The 17,752-nt window shown below is 41.5% G+C and carries 17 protein-coding genes; 13 read left to right on the top strand and 4 right to left on the bottom strand.

The window, feature by feature from the left end; translation table 11 throughout:
* Positions 1-96: 96 nt before the first annotated feature.
* The 6 genes from QH639_RS12630 to QH639_RS12605 all read left to right on the top strand — a co-directional run bounded on the left by QH639_RS12630 (position 97) and on the right by QH639_RS12605 (position 6,869).
* The gene (locus QH639_RS12630) at positions 97-1,830 is read left to right on the top strand and encodes an ABC transporter ATP-binding protein (RefSeq protein ID WP_281116148.1); all 1,734 of its coding nucleotides are present in this window, start codon (positions 97-99) and stop codon (positions 1,828-1,830) included.
* Complete coding sequence (locus QH639_RS12625) at positions 1,827-3,638, top strand: ABC transporter ATP-binding protein (protein ID WP_281116147.1); 1,812 nt, start codon at positions 1,827-1,829, stop codon at positions 3,636-3,638. Before QH639_RS12630 ends, QH639_RS12625 begins: the two co-directional genes overlap by 4 nt.
* 41 nt (positions 3,639-3,679) lie before the next feature.
* A complete protein-coding gene (locus tag QH639_RS12620) occupies positions 3,680-4,099 on the top strand; it encodes a DUF1801 domain-containing protein (protein ID WP_004228761.1) in 420 nt (139 codons plus the stop codon).
* Positions 4,100-4,225: 126 nt separating this feature from the next.
* Positions 4,226-5,209: an alpha/beta hydrolase gene (locus tag QH639_RS12615; RefSeq protein WP_281116146.1), complete on the top strand. Its 984-nt coding sequence runs from the start codon at positions 4,226-4,228 to the stop codon at positions 5,207-5,209.
* A 2-nt stretch (positions 5,210-5,211) separates the two neighbouring features.
* On the top strand, positions 5,212-5,883 hold the full coding sequence (locus QH639_RS12610; RefSeq protein ID WP_066038510.1) for a response regulator transcription factor: 672 nt from the start codon (positions 5,212-5,214) through the stop codon (positions 5,881-5,883).
* Positions 5,880-6,869 carry a sensor histidine kinase gene (locus tag QH639_RS12605; protein WP_259418961.1) on the top strand — a complete coding sequence of 330 codons (990 nt, stop codon included), beginning with the start codon at positions 5,880-5,882 and terminating at the stop codon, positions 6,867-6,869. The genes QH639_RS12610 and QH639_RS12605 overlap by 4 nt, the downstream gene beginning before the upstream one ends.
* 34 nt (positions 6,870-6,903) lie before the next feature.
* Here the strand turns inward: QH639_RS12605 and QH639_RS12600 are convergent, their stop codons facing one another.
* Both QH639_RS12600 and QH639_RS12595 read right to left on the bottom strand, forming a co-directional pair.
* Entirely contained in the window at positions 6,904-7,773 is an 870-nt protein-coding gene (locus tag QH639_RS12600) for a DMT family transporter (protein WP_131519934.1), read from the bottom strand.
* Positions 7,774-7,882: 109 nt separating this feature from the next.
* On the bottom strand, positions 7,883-8,740 hold the full coding sequence (locus QH639_RS12595; RefSeq protein WP_281116145.1) for a LysR family transcriptional regulator: 858 nt from the start codon (positions 8,738-8,740) through the stop codon (positions 7,883-7,885).
* A gap of 136 nt (positions 8,741-8,876) precedes the next feature.
* On the opposite strand from QH639_RS12595, the gene QH639_RS12590 reads away from it, so the two are divergent.
* The 7 genes from QH639_RS12590 to QH639_RS12560 all read left to right on the top strand — a co-directional run bounded on the left by QH639_RS12590 (position 8,877) and on the right by QH639_RS12560 (position 14,406).
* Positions 8,877-10,085 carry an MFS transporter gene (locus QH639_RS12590; RefSeq protein WP_131519936.1) on the top strand — a complete coding sequence of 403 codons (1,209 nt, stop codon included), beginning with the start codon at positions 8,877-8,879 and terminating at the stop codon, positions 10,083-10,085.
* Positions 10,086-10,114: 29 nt separating this feature from the next.
* Positions 10,115-10,495 carry an SRPBCC domain-containing protein gene (locus QH639_RS12585; protein WP_281116144.1) on the top strand — a complete coding sequence of 127 codons (381 nt, stop codon included), beginning with the start codon at positions 10,115-10,117 and terminating at the stop codon, positions 10,493-10,495.
* A gap of 112 nt (positions 10,496-10,607) precedes the next feature.
* Positions 10,608-11,324 (top strand): toast rack family protein, encoded by a 717-nt coding sequence (locus QH639_RS12580; RefSeq protein WP_131519937.1) that lies wholly within the window; start codon positions 10,608-10,610, stop codon positions 11,322-11,324.
* Between the two features lie 119 nt (positions 11,325-11,443).
* Positions 11,444-11,995, top strand: a complete 552-nt coding sequence (locus QH639_RS12575; protein WP_131519938.1) for a sigma-70 family RNA polymerase sigma factor — start codon at positions 11,444-11,446, stop codon at positions 11,993-11,995.
* Positions 11,970-13,034 (top strand): DUF4179 domain-containing protein, encoded by a 1,065-nt coding sequence (locus QH639_RS12570; protein WP_131519939.1) that lies wholly within the window; start codon positions 11,970-11,972, stop codon positions 13,032-13,034. Before QH639_RS12575 ends, QH639_RS12570 begins: the two co-directional genes overlap by 26 nt.
* Before the next feature lie 83 nt (positions 13,035-13,117).
* Positions 13,118-13,642: a tubby C-terminal domain-like protein gene (locus QH639_RS12565; protein ID WP_048390662.1), complete on the top strand. Its 525-nt coding sequence runs from the start codon at positions 13,118-13,120 to the stop codon at positions 13,640-13,642.
* 32 nt (positions 13,643-13,674) lie between these two features.
* Positions 13,675-14,406 carry an alpha/beta hydrolase gene (locus tag QH639_RS12560; protein WP_131519940.1) on the top strand — a complete coding sequence of 244 codons (732 nt, stop codon included), beginning with the start codon at positions 13,675-13,677 and terminating at the stop codon, positions 14,404-14,406.
* 125 nt (positions 14,407-14,531) lie between these two features.
* Here QH639_RS12560 and QH639_RS12555 read toward each other — a convergent pair whose 3' ends face one another.
* On the bottom strand, positions 14,532-17,006 hold the full coding sequence (locus tag QH639_RS12555; RefSeq protein WP_281116142.1) for an ABC transporter permease: 2,475 nt from the start codon (positions 17,004-17,006) through the stop codon (positions 14,532-14,534).
* Positions 17,006-17,734, bottom strand: coding sequence for an ABC transporter ATP-binding protein (locus QH639_RS12550; protein ID WP_371824167.1), 729 nt, complete (start codon positions 17,732-17,734; stop codon positions 17,006-17,008). The genes QH639_RS12555 and QH639_RS12550 overlap by 1 nt, the downstream gene beginning before the upstream one ends.
* Positions 17,735-17,752 lie beyond the last annotated feature (18 nt).

Below are 17,752 nucleotides of genomic sequence, written 5' to 3'. Positions count from 1 at the left end.
TAATATTACGAGACCCGAAAAATTATTTATCAAATGGGAATGATTTTCAGTTATAATAAGGAACGAATGGGATTTGAATAGAACGGAGTCGAATGTATGCAGGCAGTTAAACAATTAGGGCAGTATTTGGGGCCTTATAAATTTTTCACGCTGATTGCACCGTTATTGATGGTGCTAGAGGTGACGATGGATTTAATTCAGCCGACCATCATGCAACATATGATCGATACGGGGATTGCCAATGGGGATAATCGTTACGTATTGAATATGTTTGTGTGGATGCTTGGCAGTGCAGTGCTCGGACTTATTGGTGGGGTTGGTTGCTCGTATTATAGCTCGAAGGCGGCGATTCATTTTGCCTCGGATATTCGACAGGTTCTTTATGAGAAGATGATGACTTACTCAGCCAAGGAGCGAGATGCTTTTACAACGGGGAAGCTGATTACGATTTTAACGAGTGATGTGGAAAGTATTCAGCGTGCCTTTATGATGACGCTGCGTATTTTTGTGCGTGGGCCCTTGCTCTTTATCGGCGCAGTCATTATTGTGTTTGTCACAGCACGTGAGCTTTTTTCCATATTGCTCATTATCGTACCATTGTTGGTTATAGCGATGTATTTTTTTACGAAATATTCGGGTGTATTGTATCGTCGTGTTCAGGAGGCCATTGATGCCGTCAATACGAAGCTACAGGAAAATTTGGCGGGTATTCGTGTAGTTAAAGCCTTTCGCCGTGAAACACAGCAGGTAGCACAGTTTGGAGAATTAAATGAGGCGTTGACGAAACGTTTTATTACAGCTGAGCAAATTGTCGGCGTGCTTGTACCCTTTACGATGTTTGTTGTCAATCTAGGGATTGTAGCCGCGCTTTGGCTTGGAGCCATTAAGGTAGACGCGGGTACACTGCAAGTGGGCGTTATTCTTGCGTTCATCAATTATTTAACGATTATTTTAAATGGACTGATGTCCTCTAGTATGGTGCTGATGCAGATAGCGCGAGCCTTGCCTTCAGGAGAACGCATTGTGGACGTGTTAAACAAAGAGATTGCTGTTAAGGAAGCGGAACATGCGCTGACCGATCCAATAAAAGGGGCCATTGACTTTGATCAGGTGAGCTATCGTTACTATGAAACAGCTGAGGATGTCCTCAAAAAGATTTCATTTTCGGTGAAACCAGGGCAAACGGTCGGCATTATTGGGAAAACAGGTAGTGGTAAATCGACGCTGGTGAAGCTATTACCTCGCTTATTTGATCCCTCTGGTGGCGCAATCCGCATAGACGGAAAACCGCTAAAATCCTACTCACTCGCAACCCTACGTGAGCATATCGGATTTACCTCACAGAAAGCATTATTGTTCTCAGGACCGATTGAAAAAAATATTCGTCTCGGTAAGGATGATGCTACAGCTGAGGACATACAGCAGGCATTAGAGGCTGCCTGCGCCAGTGAATTTGTAGAGCGACTTGATAAGGGCTTAGCACATGAATTATCACAGGGTGCTACGAATCTTTCGGGTGGGCAGAAGCAGCGCCTTGCATTAAGTCGTGCGTTTATTCGAAAGCCTGCTATTTTGGTGTTGGATGATACAACGTCAGCGCTCGATAGTGCATCAGAACAACAAGTGCAGCGAGCTATTGCCACCTATTATCAAGACACAACGACCTTCATCGTAGCGTCGAAAATTGCCTCCATTCAGCAGGCAGATGTTATTTTGGTACTAGAGGATGGCGACATTGTTGGGCAAGGAACCCATCAGCAGCTTCTACAATCAAATGCGCATTATCAAGCAATTTATGCGTCACAGCAAAAGGCTGGTGAACAAGGATGAGTCAAGGTCAACCAAAGCAAATGAATTTTGGACGTGGACCGCGTATGGGAGGACCAGCTGAGAAGGCGAAAAATCAAAGGGAGACATTGTCACGTGTGTGGCATTATGTCAAGCAACAAAAAATAGGGCTGTTTTTCTCTATCTTTTTTGTCATTGCCTCGACCTTTTTAAGCCTTGCGGGGCCCTATATGATTGGGCATATTATTGATGATTATATTATGAAAAAGGATATCGACGGAACGATTCGTTTAGGCATCCTATTGGCCGTTATTTTTTCAGTAGCCTCTATTCTGACATGGCTGCAAACCTATGTCATGATTCATGTGGCGATGAAAACCATTCGGACATTGCGTCTCGAATTATTTCAAAAGCTTCAAACACTGACATTACGCTTCTTTGATCGGCGTGCACTTGGGGATTTAATGAGCCGTGTGACCAACGATATTGATAATTTAAATACAGCACTTGCGCAAAGTGTTACGCAAATCGTGTCGTCCATTTTAACTGTAATCGGTGTCAGTATCGCCATGTTTACATTAAGCTGGCAATTAGCAATCGTGACATTGATTATTATTCCGCTGATCGTTTTCACAACCAAGCAAATCATTAAACGCAGCAGTAAAAATTATGCAGCACGACAACGGGATCTTGGGAAGCTCAACGGCTATATTGAGGAAATGATTACAGGTTCGGAGGTACTTACGCTTTTTGGCAAGGAGCAGCAAACGATTGATACGTTCCATCAGCAAAACGAAAATCTACGAAACTCTGCCCAACGAGCAGAAATTACCTCTGGCTTACTAGGTCCGATTAATAACTTTATGAATAATTTAGGCCTTGCTGTCGTCATCGGAACAGGTGCCTTTTTAGCAGTAAAGAGTATTGTTACAGTGGGGATTATTGCCGCCTTTGTGACCTATACACGGCAATTTTTCCGTCCGCTTAATCAGCTATCTAATCTATTAAACACCTTCCAGTCTGCTATTGCTGGGGCAGAGCGTGTTTTTGAGATACTAGATGAACCCTCAGAGGTAGCCGACAAGCCTAATGCGATCAAGACGGCATCGCTCAAGGGGGATGTTGTTTTCAAGCAAGTATCATTTAGCTATGGGCCAAATAAGCCTGTGTTAAAAAACATTGACTTCCATGCCAAGGCAGGAGAGACATTTGCTCTTGTTGGCCCAACAGGCTCAGGCAAAACAACGATTATCAATTTATTAACACGTTTTTATGACGTCGATCAAGGTGAGATTTTAATTGATGGGCATAATATTGAACACTATCAGATGGCGACGATTCGCCAAAGAGTTGGTGTGGTTTTACAGGACACCTATTTGTTCTCGGGAACGATTCGTGAAAATATTCGCTTTGGTAAGCTAGATGCGACAGATGAAGAGGTTGTGGAAGCGGCAAAAATTGCGAATGCCCATCATTTTATCAAATATTTACCTGCCCAATACGAAACACCCGTGCAGGCAGGAGGAGCCAATTTAAGTCAGGGGCAGCGTCAGCTTATTGCGATCGCCCGTGCGATATTAGAGAATGCAGATATTTTAATTTTGGATGAAGCGACATCTAGCGTGGATACCCAAACAGAGGTCGATATTCAAAAAGGCTTACAGCATTTAATGCAGGGACGCACAAGCTTTGTCATTGCCCATCGTCTGAAAACAATCGAAAATGCCGATCAAATCCTCGTGATTCAGCAGGGAGAAATTGTCGAGCAGGGCAATCACCAAGAGCTGATGCAGCAGCAGGGGATCTATCGTCATCTTCAACAAAAACTATTGTTAGAGCAGGTAGAATAGGGAATAATAAAGGTACATCTTCCAGAGGGCGAGGGATTGACATGTATGAATTAAAGACCAAAGAAACCGATGTAAGTGTCATTGAATTTATTGAAAGTGTAGACCATCCAAAAAAGCGAGAAGACGCCTATCGATTATTGGACATTTTTACAGAGGTCACAGGCTATGAAGCCAAAATGTGGGGACCGAGTATTATAGGCTTTGGTAAATATCATTACAAATATCAAACAGGCCATGAAGGGGATGCCCCACTAGCTGCTTATTCCCCTCGCAAAGCGAAAATTAGCTTATATTTTGCTCCAGGGGATGAACGAGAGCAACTTTTACAACAATTTGGTAAACACACAACAGGAAAAGCCTGCGTTTATATTAATAAGCTAGCTGATGTGAATGAAGACATCTTAAAAGCCCTTATACAACAAACGATCGATTTTTTACGAAAAACCTATCCAGATGCTTAATCAAGAGAGCTGCCTATTAGTTAGGTAGCTTTTTTGTATGAAATTTATCTATTTTCTCCAAAAGTTTAGTAGAAATTTATTTTTACCGTGTATCCTTGCAAGTATCAACGAAATGAGGAGATACGTATGAAAAAGAAAGCAAAGAAAATGATTGTCTATATGGGGGCATTGATTGTGCTTGGAATGGTGATAATTTGTATTTATCACTATAGCTTAATACAGAAGGAGTCAGCTATTTTACAACCTAACGGGACATTAAGCAATGTAGATGGTCAAAATTTCCATGTTTATCAGGAGGGGGCTGGCGAGGATACATATATTTTTATGGCTGGCTCAGGTATCGCAGCACCCGTATATGAGCTAAAAGGGCTGTATCGTAAGTTTTCACAGCATCATCAAATTGCAGTAGTGGATCGAGCTGGCTATGGCTATAGCGACGTAGCCCATGATGATAGAGGAATCGATACGATTTTAGCGCAAACACGACAGGCACTTCTGCAAAGTGGGCTTAAACCGCCCTATGTCCTTGTGCCACATTCCATTTCAGGGCTAGAGGCCATTTACTGGGCGCAAAAATACCCAGAGGAAGTAAAGGGCATCATCGCGCTAGACATTGGCCTACCTAGTCAATATGTAAAGCATAAAATGGGGACGGTCGATCGTTGGATGGTGAGAGGCATGCACCTCGCTACTAAACTCGGCTTACATCGACTTTTGCCAACACAGGTCTATAATCCGCAAGTACTTCAACTGTCGTTTTTAACAGCACAGGAAAAGGAAATCTATCAGGCGTTGTCCTTTAAGCAATTTTTTAATGAAGATATGCAAAATGAGCTGTTGCAGGTCTACGAAAATAGTTTACAATCAGAACAGCTCAAAAAGCCGCAAGACACGCCTATCTTACTGATTGATGCGATTGCGGAAGAAAATAAACATTCGAAATATACGAAGCAAAATCGGCAGGATTATGCTGACTTTGCAAAGCAATTCACTTATGCACAGGTGAAAGAGGTCAGTGGGACACATAGTATTTATCTCTATCAGCCAGATGAAATCTATCAACTGGCAATGGAATTTATGAAAACAACGGGTGATGAGAAAGGTCGATAAGTATGAAAGGATTTAGAATCTTAATTATAGAAGACGATCACATGATTGGTGATCTACTGCAAAAAATAGTACAGCGTGAGGGCTATGAGGCAATCTGGAAAACAGATGGCAAGGATATGATGGCGCTGATTCAGCAGGTGGATTTAGTCATAATGGATATTATGCTGCCAGGAGAGGATGGCTATCAATTGAGCAAAAATATTAAACGATTAGGCTTAAATATTCCAATCATTTTTCTATCGGCACGTAATGATATTGAAAGTAAGCTAGAGGGGTTGATGGTCGGCGAGGATTACCTGACAAAGCCATTTGATCCGCGAGAGCTGTTGCTAAGAATGCAAAAAATGCTAGCACAACAGTATGGTACACTTACGCAAATTCAGCATTTATTGATCGATGGGGAGCGCCGTCAAGTATTTCATCATAGTATTCATGATGAAATCGCCCTAACAGCGATTGAGCGAAAAATTTTCTTTTATTTATTTGACAATCGTGACCGAGTATTAACAAAGGAACATTTTTTTGATTATCTTTGGCCGCTCGATGAACGCAATCATAATATTTTGAATGTCCATATTAAAAAAATTCGAACAAAGCTACAAGACCCAGCAGGTACTATTGTGCAAAATATTTATGGAGAAGGGTATCGTTTAAATACCTATAATAAAAAATGACCTTAAAAACAAAATACCGTACTTTGTTATTTGTAGCCATTGGGAGTGTGCCGGTTGTACTATTAGGCATTAGTGTGGCCATGTCAATTTTGTATGACAAGGCCTTTAAAATGAAAAATGACGGCATTCCGTTTCATGAGTCCTATGCCTATCCTGTGATGCTGATTACGTTTGTGCTAGCGTTAGGAATGCTCGCATGGCTATTTTCCACATCGATCCATTCGTTACTATCCAAAATTACACTACTTAATAAAACGATACGAGAACTAGCAAGTAATGAGCGAATACCTGACACGTTAACGATAAAAAGTGAGGATGAAATTGGACAGCTTAGCCAATCTGTCAATCTTTTAATTGAGCGTACAACTTACCGAGAATTAGAGCTTGCCCAGCAGCAGGAGCTTCAAAAAGAGCTGCTACAAAAGTTGCGACATGACATTCATACGCCGTTAACGGCTATCCGTTTGCAGCTGTTTTATCTAGAGGATCAGCTACAGGGGCAGCCCAAATTGGTGGAATCCTTACATGCACAAATTCACTATATCACGAATTTAACGAATGCATTTCAGTTACAGTCCTTTGATACGAGTGAACAGTCCTATGTCATGCAGGAGGAGGTTCAACTTGTCCCATTGTTACAAATGATGATAAAGAAGTGGCAGTATCTATATCGCATGCAGAATATTACGCTGCATTTTCAGCACGATGATTTACAAGCAACTTGGCTTAGCAATGAATTGTGGCTACAGCGTTTATTCGATAATGTCTTTCAAAATACATTAAAGCATGCCCAAGCATCCAAGCTAGAGGTGACGATCAAGGACGGGCAAGTTGTCATGTGTGATGATGGTATTGGCTTTACGACGGAAGATGAGCATGGCGGACTTGGGCTTAAAATCATTCAGGATATTGCTAAAACATTGAATATCGAAGCTTCCTTACAATCAAACAAAAATGGCACGACCTTCTACTTTACACACCAATAAAAAACAACGGCAGCCTTTGCCGTTGTTTTTTCTTTTACACTGATTTTCGTTGCTGTAGTAAGAACAGGGCAAGTCCTAGTAAAATGACCACAATACCGATCCCCTGTTGAACGGAAATCATCTCATCTAAAATAAAATAAGCTAATATACATGTGCCGATTGTTTCGCCTAAAATACTCATGGAAATCACCGTTGTACTTAACCATTTCAATAGCCAATTAAAAATGGTTTGCCCGAAAATCGTTGCAATGACAGCCAGCCCTACAAGGGACCACCAGGTGGAGGCTGAATAATCAAAAAACGATTCTTTCATAAAGAGGGCATAAACGGCTAAAAAGATCGAGCTACTGCCATAGCCGATAATAGAATAGGGAATGAGCGATAAATCCTTGCGCACTGATTGCCCAATAAAAAAGTAGGCTGTAATAATACCTGCCGCAATAAAGGCAAGAATATCGCCATAAAGGGCTTGTCCACTAATCTGGAAATCTTGCCAGCCAATAATGAAGCAGCCGATGATCGCTACGAAGCAGCCAACAATCGCTCCTTTTGAAAATCGCTCTTTAAATAAAAAATAGCTGCCTACTAAAGAGAATAGTGGCTGAAGTGTCACAATGACGGTTGAACTAGCCACAGATGTGTAGTTTAATGATTCAAACCATAACACATAATGACAGGACAAAAATAAGCCTGATAAAATGCCGAGTCCCCATTGTTTTTTCGAGAGACTTGTAAGCTCCTGCCGCAAGCTCTTCTGTGCCAATAAAAATGGAAGAAGTACTAGCATCGCAAAAAATAGTCGATAAAAGGCTGTAATCGCTGGTGGTGCATCAGCTAGCTTAACAAAGATTGCTGAGGTAGATAATGCAAATACTGCAAAAAATAACGAGATGTAATAAAACATGATGTACTCCTAAGCATTTACAAGATTAATAATGACAAACCTATTATAGTGTAGTCCGCATGAATAATATAGGGTTTTTAGAATATTAGCACAAAATAGGTTTATGGAGCTAATTCTGCTCAAGCAAGGATTCAATGACCTGTTTTAATTGCAGAATGAAGGGCTGCTTACTGTCATCTTTTTTATAGATATAAACTGTTTCGATCGCACTGTGAAGCCCATCTAAATCATAAAAATACAGGTCGGGACAAGGATAAAGTGCTAGTAATTTGGTATTTAATACAGCCAATGTATGCTCGATTTCAAGAAAATCTAAAATACTACTAACTGATTTAATTTCCTTCATCGTAAAAGGTACCTGCTTGTCAGTGAGCCATTGTGCTAATGCATGGGTATACATGCAGCCCTTACTTAACACAAGCAATGTGACAGGTGTTCGTTGATCAAAGTCGATGATATGAGCGGAGCTTGAGATAACTTCAAACGTCTCTGTGGCTAGTACATCATAGTGTAGATCGCTATAATGCTTGATTGGATTACTTGTCAATGCACAATCTATTTCCGCCAGATGGACTTTGTGATTTAAGGCTGTACTTGATTCCACAGTGAAATCAACATCTATCGGACTTCGACTAGTTTGCAGTGCGTTCATGATGGATGGTCCATATATTTTTATGGTTGTATGAGATGTACCAACCAAAATGCTCGTTTGTGTAGGGCCGATGGTATGTAAAAAGTCTTTATACTGCTCGGCAACTTTCTTTAAAAACTGTAAATAATGTTGACCTACCTCTGTCAGCTTTAAGCCTTGGGGTGTTCGTTTAAAGACGTCCTGCCCAATTTCACGCTCCATTTTTTTCACCTTTGCTGTTAAGGCAGATTGTGTATAATTGGTGATTTCAGCCGATTTACTCAAGTTTTGCCTCTCTAAAAGCTCCATTTTTAAGGCAATTTCTTCAATGTTCATGTTGTTCCTCACATACCTATAGATTTTTTTAATAGCCGCTATCATTTTCCTCCATTTTACGTACGCTAGCTGTCCACGTACACTCTAGATAATGAAAAGGTAGACTGCAAAAGCAGTAACCTGATGGAGGGTTTTTATGCATACATATTATCGATGGGTCATCTTGCTTGTGGCTACGCTTTCGCAAACAGCCGCAACCTTTGTGACCTACGGAATGGGGCCAGTTGCCTCTTTTTATCAAATGGAATGGCACTTAACGTCCTTCCAGACAGGGCTAATTGTTTCAGCCGTCAATATAGGGCCAATTTTCTCCATGCTGCTATTTGGTTATCTCATGGATAAAAAGGGAGAAAAGCAGATTATTGGATGGGGCTCGATACTACTAGGCATGTCAGCCTTATTGCTAATACCCGTGAATCATTATACGACATTGCTTCTCGTATTAATAGTTGTGGGGATATGGTATGGCAGTGCGCAAACAGGTGGCAGTACTGCTATTGTGAAATGGTTTCCTAACAAGCATCGAGGACTGGCTATTGGGATACGCCAAACAGGTATTCCGATTGGTGGTGCATTGGCTTCCACTTTGCTGACCTATTTGTATCAACATCATCATCTATCCTCTGTCCATTTAGCACAGGGCTTGATGGCGATTGGTGGGGGACTATTATTTTTATTGCTGTACAAAGAACCAAAACAGCATGACTCCGCTACGGCACCTCTCATTCCTTTTAAAGAGAAGATGCGTGCTATTCGGCACAATCGAGCGCTCTATCCTTTATTTTTTGTGGGCATGGTCATGATGTCCCTCCAAATGATTATCATTGCTCACTTTATGAGCTATTTACATCATGAAGGTGGGTATACATTAACCGAGGCGGGGCGCTATTTAAGTCTGATTTTATTTGGTGGGATGTTTGGGAGAATTGTACTTGCTTGGATGAGTGATCATTATTTCGCTCTAAAACGAGAGCCATTATTAGTGCTCGTCATGCTCGCTACATTCCTGATGGTTGGCTTTTTGCCCTTTGTCATACATAGCAAGGGCCTCATGATTTTATTTTGCAGTCTATTTGGGTTTTTAGCGCTTGGCTGGTATTCCATATATATCACTTGTGTCACGGAGCAATCCGATTCGCAAGCAGTAGGACTAACTGTTAGTGCAGCGTTAACGATTAATCAGTTCTTTATTGTCTTGGCACCAACGGTTTATGGTTTATTAGTTACTGTTTTTTCCAGCTATCAGCTCGCTTTGGATGTTATCGCTGTGATGGTTATACTGGGGGCATTTCACTTATACAGAACATCCCAAGGTAGTCTAACTTCTGAAAGTTCGGTAAAATAATGGAAAAGAGGAAATGGAGGTTGCGACGAATGACCAGTTCGATTTGGATTGAGGCAAAGATAGATAAAGTATGGCAGGCGATTACAGAGGAGCAATCCCTCTCCCGATGGTACGCACCAGGCTCCATATGGGACATCCCTATACTAACAGCTGGAGAAAAGATGACATTTACCTTAATGCCAAATGCGCATAACCAGCTTTCTGAAAAACTGCCGATGGAGCTAACGATTCAGCAAGTGAAGAAAAATGAGGAATTTTCCTTCTATCTAGAAGTTCCTGAAACATTGATTGCTATTACGCTAGCCCAACAGGGTAATGGCACTACGGTGAGCTTTAATGCGTCAGGCTATGATGCCTCTCTTGCGAATTTAAAGGCATTGCTGGAGGGGCATGACATTCCTTATCAGTAAGCCTCTCTACGTCTTAGGTCTTAGATGAATTTCGAGCGGAGGGTCGTATTTTAATTTCCTCCCTTCTATATAATGAAATTATTGGTAGATTATACGGTGGGAGGAAATAATAGTGAAAAAATTAGTGGGTTTAGGTGTCGTGATAGGCACGTCAGCATTGGTATTATCGGGGTGCTTTTCCTTTATTCCAAATAAAATGCGAGAGGAAGCCATTTTGGTGGAAAAGGATAAAGCGAAAGCATTAGAGGTAGACATTGATTTAGGTGTTGGCGAAATGAATGTATCGAGTGGTGCAAAGGAATGGGTTGAGGGCAACGCAGAATATAATGTAAAAAAGCTAGCCCCTCAGGTAGACTATGATCTACATGGCGATACAGGAGAAGTGGAAATCAAGCATAAGGGCTCAACGAAGCTGGGGCTCTCCAATATTAAAAACACATGGGCGATTCAACTGAACGACAGCATCCCCATGGATCTAAATGTGGAAACGGGTGCCTCTCTTGCCAATCTTGATTTACAGGGTCTTCAGCTGGAAAAGCTCGATATTGAAGCGGGTGTCGGTGATCTAACGGTTAATCTAGGTGGCGACTGGAAAAAGAGCTTTACAACGACTATTGAAACAGGTGTCGGTCAAACAACCGTTATTTTACCTTCAAAGGTTGGCGTGAAATTAACGACAGAAAAAGGCATTGGCTCGTCTAATGTGGAGGGCCTTATATCAAAAGGGAATGGTGTCTATGTCAACGAAGCTTACGACAAGGCGGATGTCGTGCTAGAGGTCAATTCGGAATTGGGCATCGGGGAAATTACCTTTAAGTTAGATCGATAGAAAATGGAGTAGGCTACTTTCATTGAAGTAGTCTCTTTTTGTATGGCCAAAAAAATAAATAAAAGTGAAACCTTTTGCTTGGATAAAAGACTCTAAGTATGGAAGGAGGGGAAACAAGCATGGAACATGATTTATCTATCGTTAAACAAGCGATTGCGGGGCAGAAGGAAGCCTTTGAACAGCTACTTGTGCTAGAGGAAGAAAAACTATATTACACGGCGTTATCGTATGTTGGTCAAAAAGAGGATGCGCTAGATGCTATTCAAGAAGCGGCATGTAAAGCCTATTTAACCGTTCATCAACTAAAAAATCCAGCATTTTTCTCGACATGGCTGTTCCGCATTTTAATTCATGAATGCTATCGTTTGCTGAAAAAGGGCAAGAAAATGATTCCCTATGAGGAGAGGGAATTATTAGAGCGGTTGCATGATCAGGAGCAGGTCATAGGGAATCCTATTGATTTAGCAGAAGCTATCCAACAATTAAACCATTCCCAGCAGATGGCGCTCCTTTTATTTTATTATCACGATTTACCTATTAAAGAAATTTCAGACATGATGAAAAAGCCTGAGAACACCATCAAAACCTATTTGCATCGTGGTAAAAAACAGCTAAAACGACAATTAGAAAGGAGTGCAATGTTCAATGAAAAAGTCAGTGACCCTACCTGAATTTCCACGGGATGAGGTACGAGCAGCGATTGCACAAGGTATTCAACAAGCACAAGGTAAACCAATTCAAATGAAAAGAAGAAGCAAGCGTAAACCATTCGTATTTATTGCCAGTACTGTTGCCGTTTTTAGTTTAACCATTGGCACAGCCTATGTATCACCAACATTTGCGAGCACATTGTCCAAGCTACCAATTATCGGTTCCGTATTCAATGACTCAGGCTTGCCTGGGCTAAAACAAGCCAGTGAACAGGGACTAACCAAAGCTGTTGGCGAAACACAAACCATCAATGGGATTTCGGTCACAGTAGATGAGGTGCTTTATGATGATTCTCGTATAACGGTTGGGGTAACGATGCAATCTGAGCAGGAATTGAGTGAACTATATTTTGGAGCAGGCTTGGAATTTACCATTAATGGCGCCCAACCAACTGTCAGCTCAGGTAGCTATTCTGAACAGAGGTTAAGTCCTACGGTTCGGACAGGTATTGCGACGTTTGATGTCAAACAGGTTGAGGAAATGCCAGATTTCTTTCAATTGGGCTTAATATTAGCAGGCGAAAAGGGAGAAAAATGGACGTTTTCGACCCCGATTGAAAAGATTACAGAGATTGTCCATGTTCCTGTGAATCATCGACAGCAGTTTGAAGGCATTGAGCTTGATATATCCAACATCTCCTTCAGTCCATCGGGGATCTCCCTTGACTATGAAGCAAAGATGAATGGAATCCTCGATAACCCACCAGCATCTATAGAATTTTTCATAACAGATGGGCAAGGCAGGGAGATCGCCTCTCATTCGGGCGGTGGAAAAGCGCAATTTGATGATGGGGTGTGGAAATTAAGCAGCACGAAAGCCTTTGATCCAATAGCACAACACGTTGGAAAATTAACCATTACGCCTTATGTTGCTATTCCAACAGGGGGTGGGAGCGTTCAAATAGATGCTGATGGCAAAGAAACACATCTTCCATTCAATCCATCAGCCTATAAAGAAGTGAACTTCCAACCATTTACAGTAGAAGTACCCGTACAATAATAGGAGCGTCAAATACATCCTTTGTATTTGACGCTTATTTTATGGTAGTTTTAAGAAAGCAATGTTTCAAAGGAGCGAATAGATTGAAGACCTATACATACAAGCAACCAGCGGCCATCGAGTCAACAGAGGCCGTTAAAATTTTAAATGAAGCGGGGGAGGTATCGTCCACCGTTCAACGCGTGTATTCCAATGCACTAAAAAAAGCATTCGATAAAACGATGGACTATCGTTATTTCGTTCGTTTTGATGTTCACGATCGCAATGGTCAGCCGCTTTTTACGTGTAAAAAAGTATCCCGTCGCGGGCGCGTGCATTTCCGTGGCAAGGATTTGGTAACAGGTAAAGACTATATGATTGCCTATGATGGCTGGCAAATTATGATTCCTGATTTAGTTATTACCGATGGCGAACAGCAGATCAAGCTCAACAAAGAAATGGAGGACTGGTCTGTTTTTACTGTGAATGAGCAGCCTATCGCACGCTGGCAAGCGACTTTCTGCGAGACGCATTTTAACATTACACTACAAATTGAAGACAGCAGTCCCATTCAGCAGGAAGCCTTTTTTATTGCCATCGGACAGGCAGTGCTGTTTGTTGGGGCTTAAATAAAGGTAGATGGAAGAAAGGGCTTGATGAAATGCTAAACATATTACCAGCAAAAGAGATTTATTTACAGGGAAATGAGCATGCCCTACTGCTTTTACATTCCTTTACAAGTCATACAAGAGATATGAAGACAGTAGCCACTGCACTACATAACCAAGGCTATACTTGCTATGCGCCGCTATATCGTGGACATGGCACTCATCCAGAACAGTTATTACACTATCAGGTAGACGACTGGTGGCAGGATGTAGTGAATGCTCATCAATTTTTATTGGATGAAGGCTATCAAAAGATTTCGGTCATCGGTCTATCCATCGGGGGAATTTTCGCATTGAAGCTTGCTCAATTAGAAAGGCTCGAGCAAATCATTGTCTTATCTGTGCCGTTTGATAAGGAGCCAGAGCAATTAAAACAAAGGATTATGGACTATGCCCATAATTACAAAACAATAGAGGGCAAGCCACCACTTCAAATCGCTCAGGAAATGGAGCCATTTGAGAACATGCCATTACATGCAATGAACGTATTCCAAACATTTATCCAAGCAACGATGGAACAGCTTGATAGAATTATCATTCCTATCGCTATCTACTATGGTGAAAAAGACGATGCCTTATACACGCAAAGTGCTGAAACGATCTATCAGCACGTTCATTCATCTAGAAAGCAGAAGAAAGGCTTTGGAAATTCTAAGCATCTCATGACATTAGGACGAGATCAAGAGGCTATCATAAAGGAAATGATAGAATTTCTTCAAATTTAGGGAGAATTTCATTTTATAAAAGGAGTGGGGGTGCTCCGCTTCAAAGAGGGGTAAAAGCGCTCGCTCAAGAGAGAGCCCCGATTCTAAAAAAACAGCCACCTCTAACCATAGAGGGGCTGTTTTACTTATATTTCCAATATCTCGTTCGCTAATTTTTGTCTGCTCATCCAGTAGCCTTGGAGGGTAAAGACAATGAGGGTTGACCCTAGGAAGGCGAGACTTGTGAGGCCCAATGTTAGAAAGTCATAGGACATTGGAGAGCCTTCATCAATGAAGGCTACCATTCTCGTTAAGACGAACCCCAGAAATGTCCCGACCATGAGACCATAAAGGACGAACGATAGGACTTGTGTCAGTATGAGCTTCATCAGCCCATTTGGTGACAGACCAATTAATCGTTGGATGGCATAGTCACTGCGTTTTGTATAAATGGTATGCAGTAATGTTTGGAGGACACCAAGCCCCGTGGCAGCTATTAAAATAACAAAGACGCCAACAAATAAGCTCCACCGTTGGAAGAACATTTCATTGGATTGTGCTAATATGGTCGCTTTATCTGTCAACTTCAGGGCTGGCCAGCGCTGTCCCAAGAATGACAGCTCCACCAATGCCTGCTCTGGGTGGGATGTTTCGACCATAATGTCTTCGATAATTGGGTGATCCTGTGCCGTGAGGAATGATGACCAATCAACGATTAAATCAGCACGGTGAATAGGTGTATCAGTAATTCCTATAATTTGTAACTCACCAGTAGGTATATCCTGCTGGGCCGTAAAATCATAGGTACCCATCGTTACACGATCACCCACTGCCAAATGATAATGCTCGGCAAAGCCCTTTGTCACGACAAGGCCATTTTGTAAATTTCCTTCCTCAATTTGAGGCAACTTCTTTAATTGCATAAATTTCTTAATATCAATGGTTGTATAGTTCTCTGGTAGCCATTCATCACCGAGTTGTAGAGCAATATACGCATTATTACTTTGTGTATACGCGTACTGTACGCTTGGCAATGCTTCTATTTCCTCTATAATTGCAGGCGTGATCGTTGGATCATTTAATTCATTATTGATTTTTATGGCTGTTTCGTATTGTGATTCTGTGTAGGCAAGGTCATTGTGTTGTAAGGTTTTCATTAATGAACTTCCAAAGGTTAAAATAACCATTAATCCTATCATGCTGAGCACCACGGGTATATTTTTGCGTACTTGCGGCATGAGCTGCTGGCATGCTAAATAGGCTTCCTTGCCAAGTACCCTTCGAATCGGCTTTAAAGCCAGATGAAGGATGGTTGTAAATAGATAGGGGATTAGTAACAGTAAAATCCCACATACAAGTAGTGTTCCGAGTAAAATAAACAGGGCACCTTGATCGCTTCCTGTCCCAGCTAAATAGGCTTGTAAAAAGAAGAAGGTAGCTGTCACACCTACAATACTGACAATAATTGTTTTCCATTTTGTCCAACGTAGCTGTAAATTTTCATTATCTGTCGCGATTTGTAATGGCAGTAGTCGAGAGCTTTTCGCTACTTGCCATTTTGTCATCACTTGAAGAATGATGAAGCTGGAAAGGGCAATTAAAAGAATAAACACAATAGGAAGCTCTGTTTTAGCTTCGGGTAAATGCAAAAAGCTAATTAATTGTGGTAGCCAGCTTTTTATTACCACAAGGCTCAGCGTTGTTCCAAGCGTAACGCCAAAGCTAATGATCAGTGATAGTTGGAGCTTGACTATATGTCCAACCTGTTTCACGGATGCCCCGAGAGCCCGTAAAATCATGAGCTGCTCTTTGATTTTATAGAATAATAGCTGGAATGTGGACAGCAATAGGACACTTGAAATGAGTAAAATAAAAACAGATAGTACAATCATAAAAACCATTAAGCTCTGTAAATTTCTTTTAATGACATCGTAATCACTCATAACATCAACACGTAATGTTTCATCCAGTTGTTTGATTTCTGCGCCTACTGCCTTGGCACGCCCCTCATCAGTTTTAATGAGCGCAAATATGCCTGCCGTTTGTGGCTGACTGTTGTTCATCCATGCCTTAACTACGTCATTCGCTAAGAGGATGATATTAGGACTGTCAGTGCCTTTCATCGTCGGTAAAATTTCTTGCACGATAAAATCCTTTGATTGAATATGAATGGAGTCCCCAACTCGTTTGTTGAAAAGACGGGCAACATTTTCCGAAAGAATGGCATCATTCGGTCCAAGATTGACCGCAAAATGGTAGCGACTTTTCACAAGGTCATCATTTTCGACGCCAACGGTATAAAATGCGGTGTACTTTTCATGTTCAACGATTGTGTGAGCTATCGATAAGCGGGACACTTGTGTGACGCCGGCTAGAGTAGAAAGCTCCTCTATTTGATTTGTCGTCAACAATTTTTGCTGATCGGGATTATAACCAACCATTAAATCCATTTCCCCATACAACGCTTGGATGTCTGCCTTCATCTGGCTATTCGCATTCCAAATGTAGACGGTCATCGTCATCACCAGGCAAATTGAGATCGTAATAATACTAATACTCGTTAGGACATTTGCCCAAGCGGCACGAAAAAGCTTGAGGGCAATATTACGCATCGTAAACATTAGCGATCCCCCCTCGTTATTTCCTTGAATTTCATTAGAATACAATCTAAATCCTCTTCATTTTGTCGGTTTTGATAGGAATCCACAATCGCCCCATCATGGAAGAACAATACCCGATTGGCATAGGTAGCCACATAGGGGTCATGTGTGACAAGTAATATCGTTTGCTGGTTCTTTTTTTGCAGAGCAACAAGCAGTTCTAAAATTTCATCTGTTGTATGAACATCCAAAGCCCCAGTTGGCTCATCTGCCAGTAAAATAGGAGGATTGGCAATAATCGCTCGCGCAATGGCGACACGTTGCTTCTGTCCACCAGAAAGCTCATGTGGTCGATGCTTTGCCCAAGCAGCGATGTTTAAGGTTTCCATCATGTGCTGCACACGCATCTTAATCTCCTTGCTAGGAATATCATTTAAAATAAGGGGAAGTGCAATATTATCCTCGACGGTTAAATCCTTTAGCAGATGAAAGGATTGGAAGATAAAGCCGATATTTTCTTTTCGGAATTGCGATGCTTTTGGCTCTTGATAAATAGCCTGCGCTTCCTTGCCAAATAAAAATAATGCGCCATCTGTTGGCTCATCAATGGCACTGATCATATTCAGAAGAGTACTTTTACCAGAGCCGCTTGTCCCCATAATCGCCACCATTTCTCCTTGATAAATGGTGCAATGGATATTTTTCAAGGCATTCACAGTATGATGCTTTTGCTGATAAATTTTGGACATCCCTTCAACACGTAGCAC

Source organism: Lysinibacillus sp. 1 U-2021, assembly GCF_029916965.1.
GTDB lineage: Bacteria > Bacillota > Bacilli > Bacillales_A > Planococcaceae > Lysinibacillus > Lysinibacillus capsici.
The sequence above is the reverse complement of the archived record's forward strand: the minus strand, read 5'-3'. Positions and strand labels throughout refer to the sequence as shown.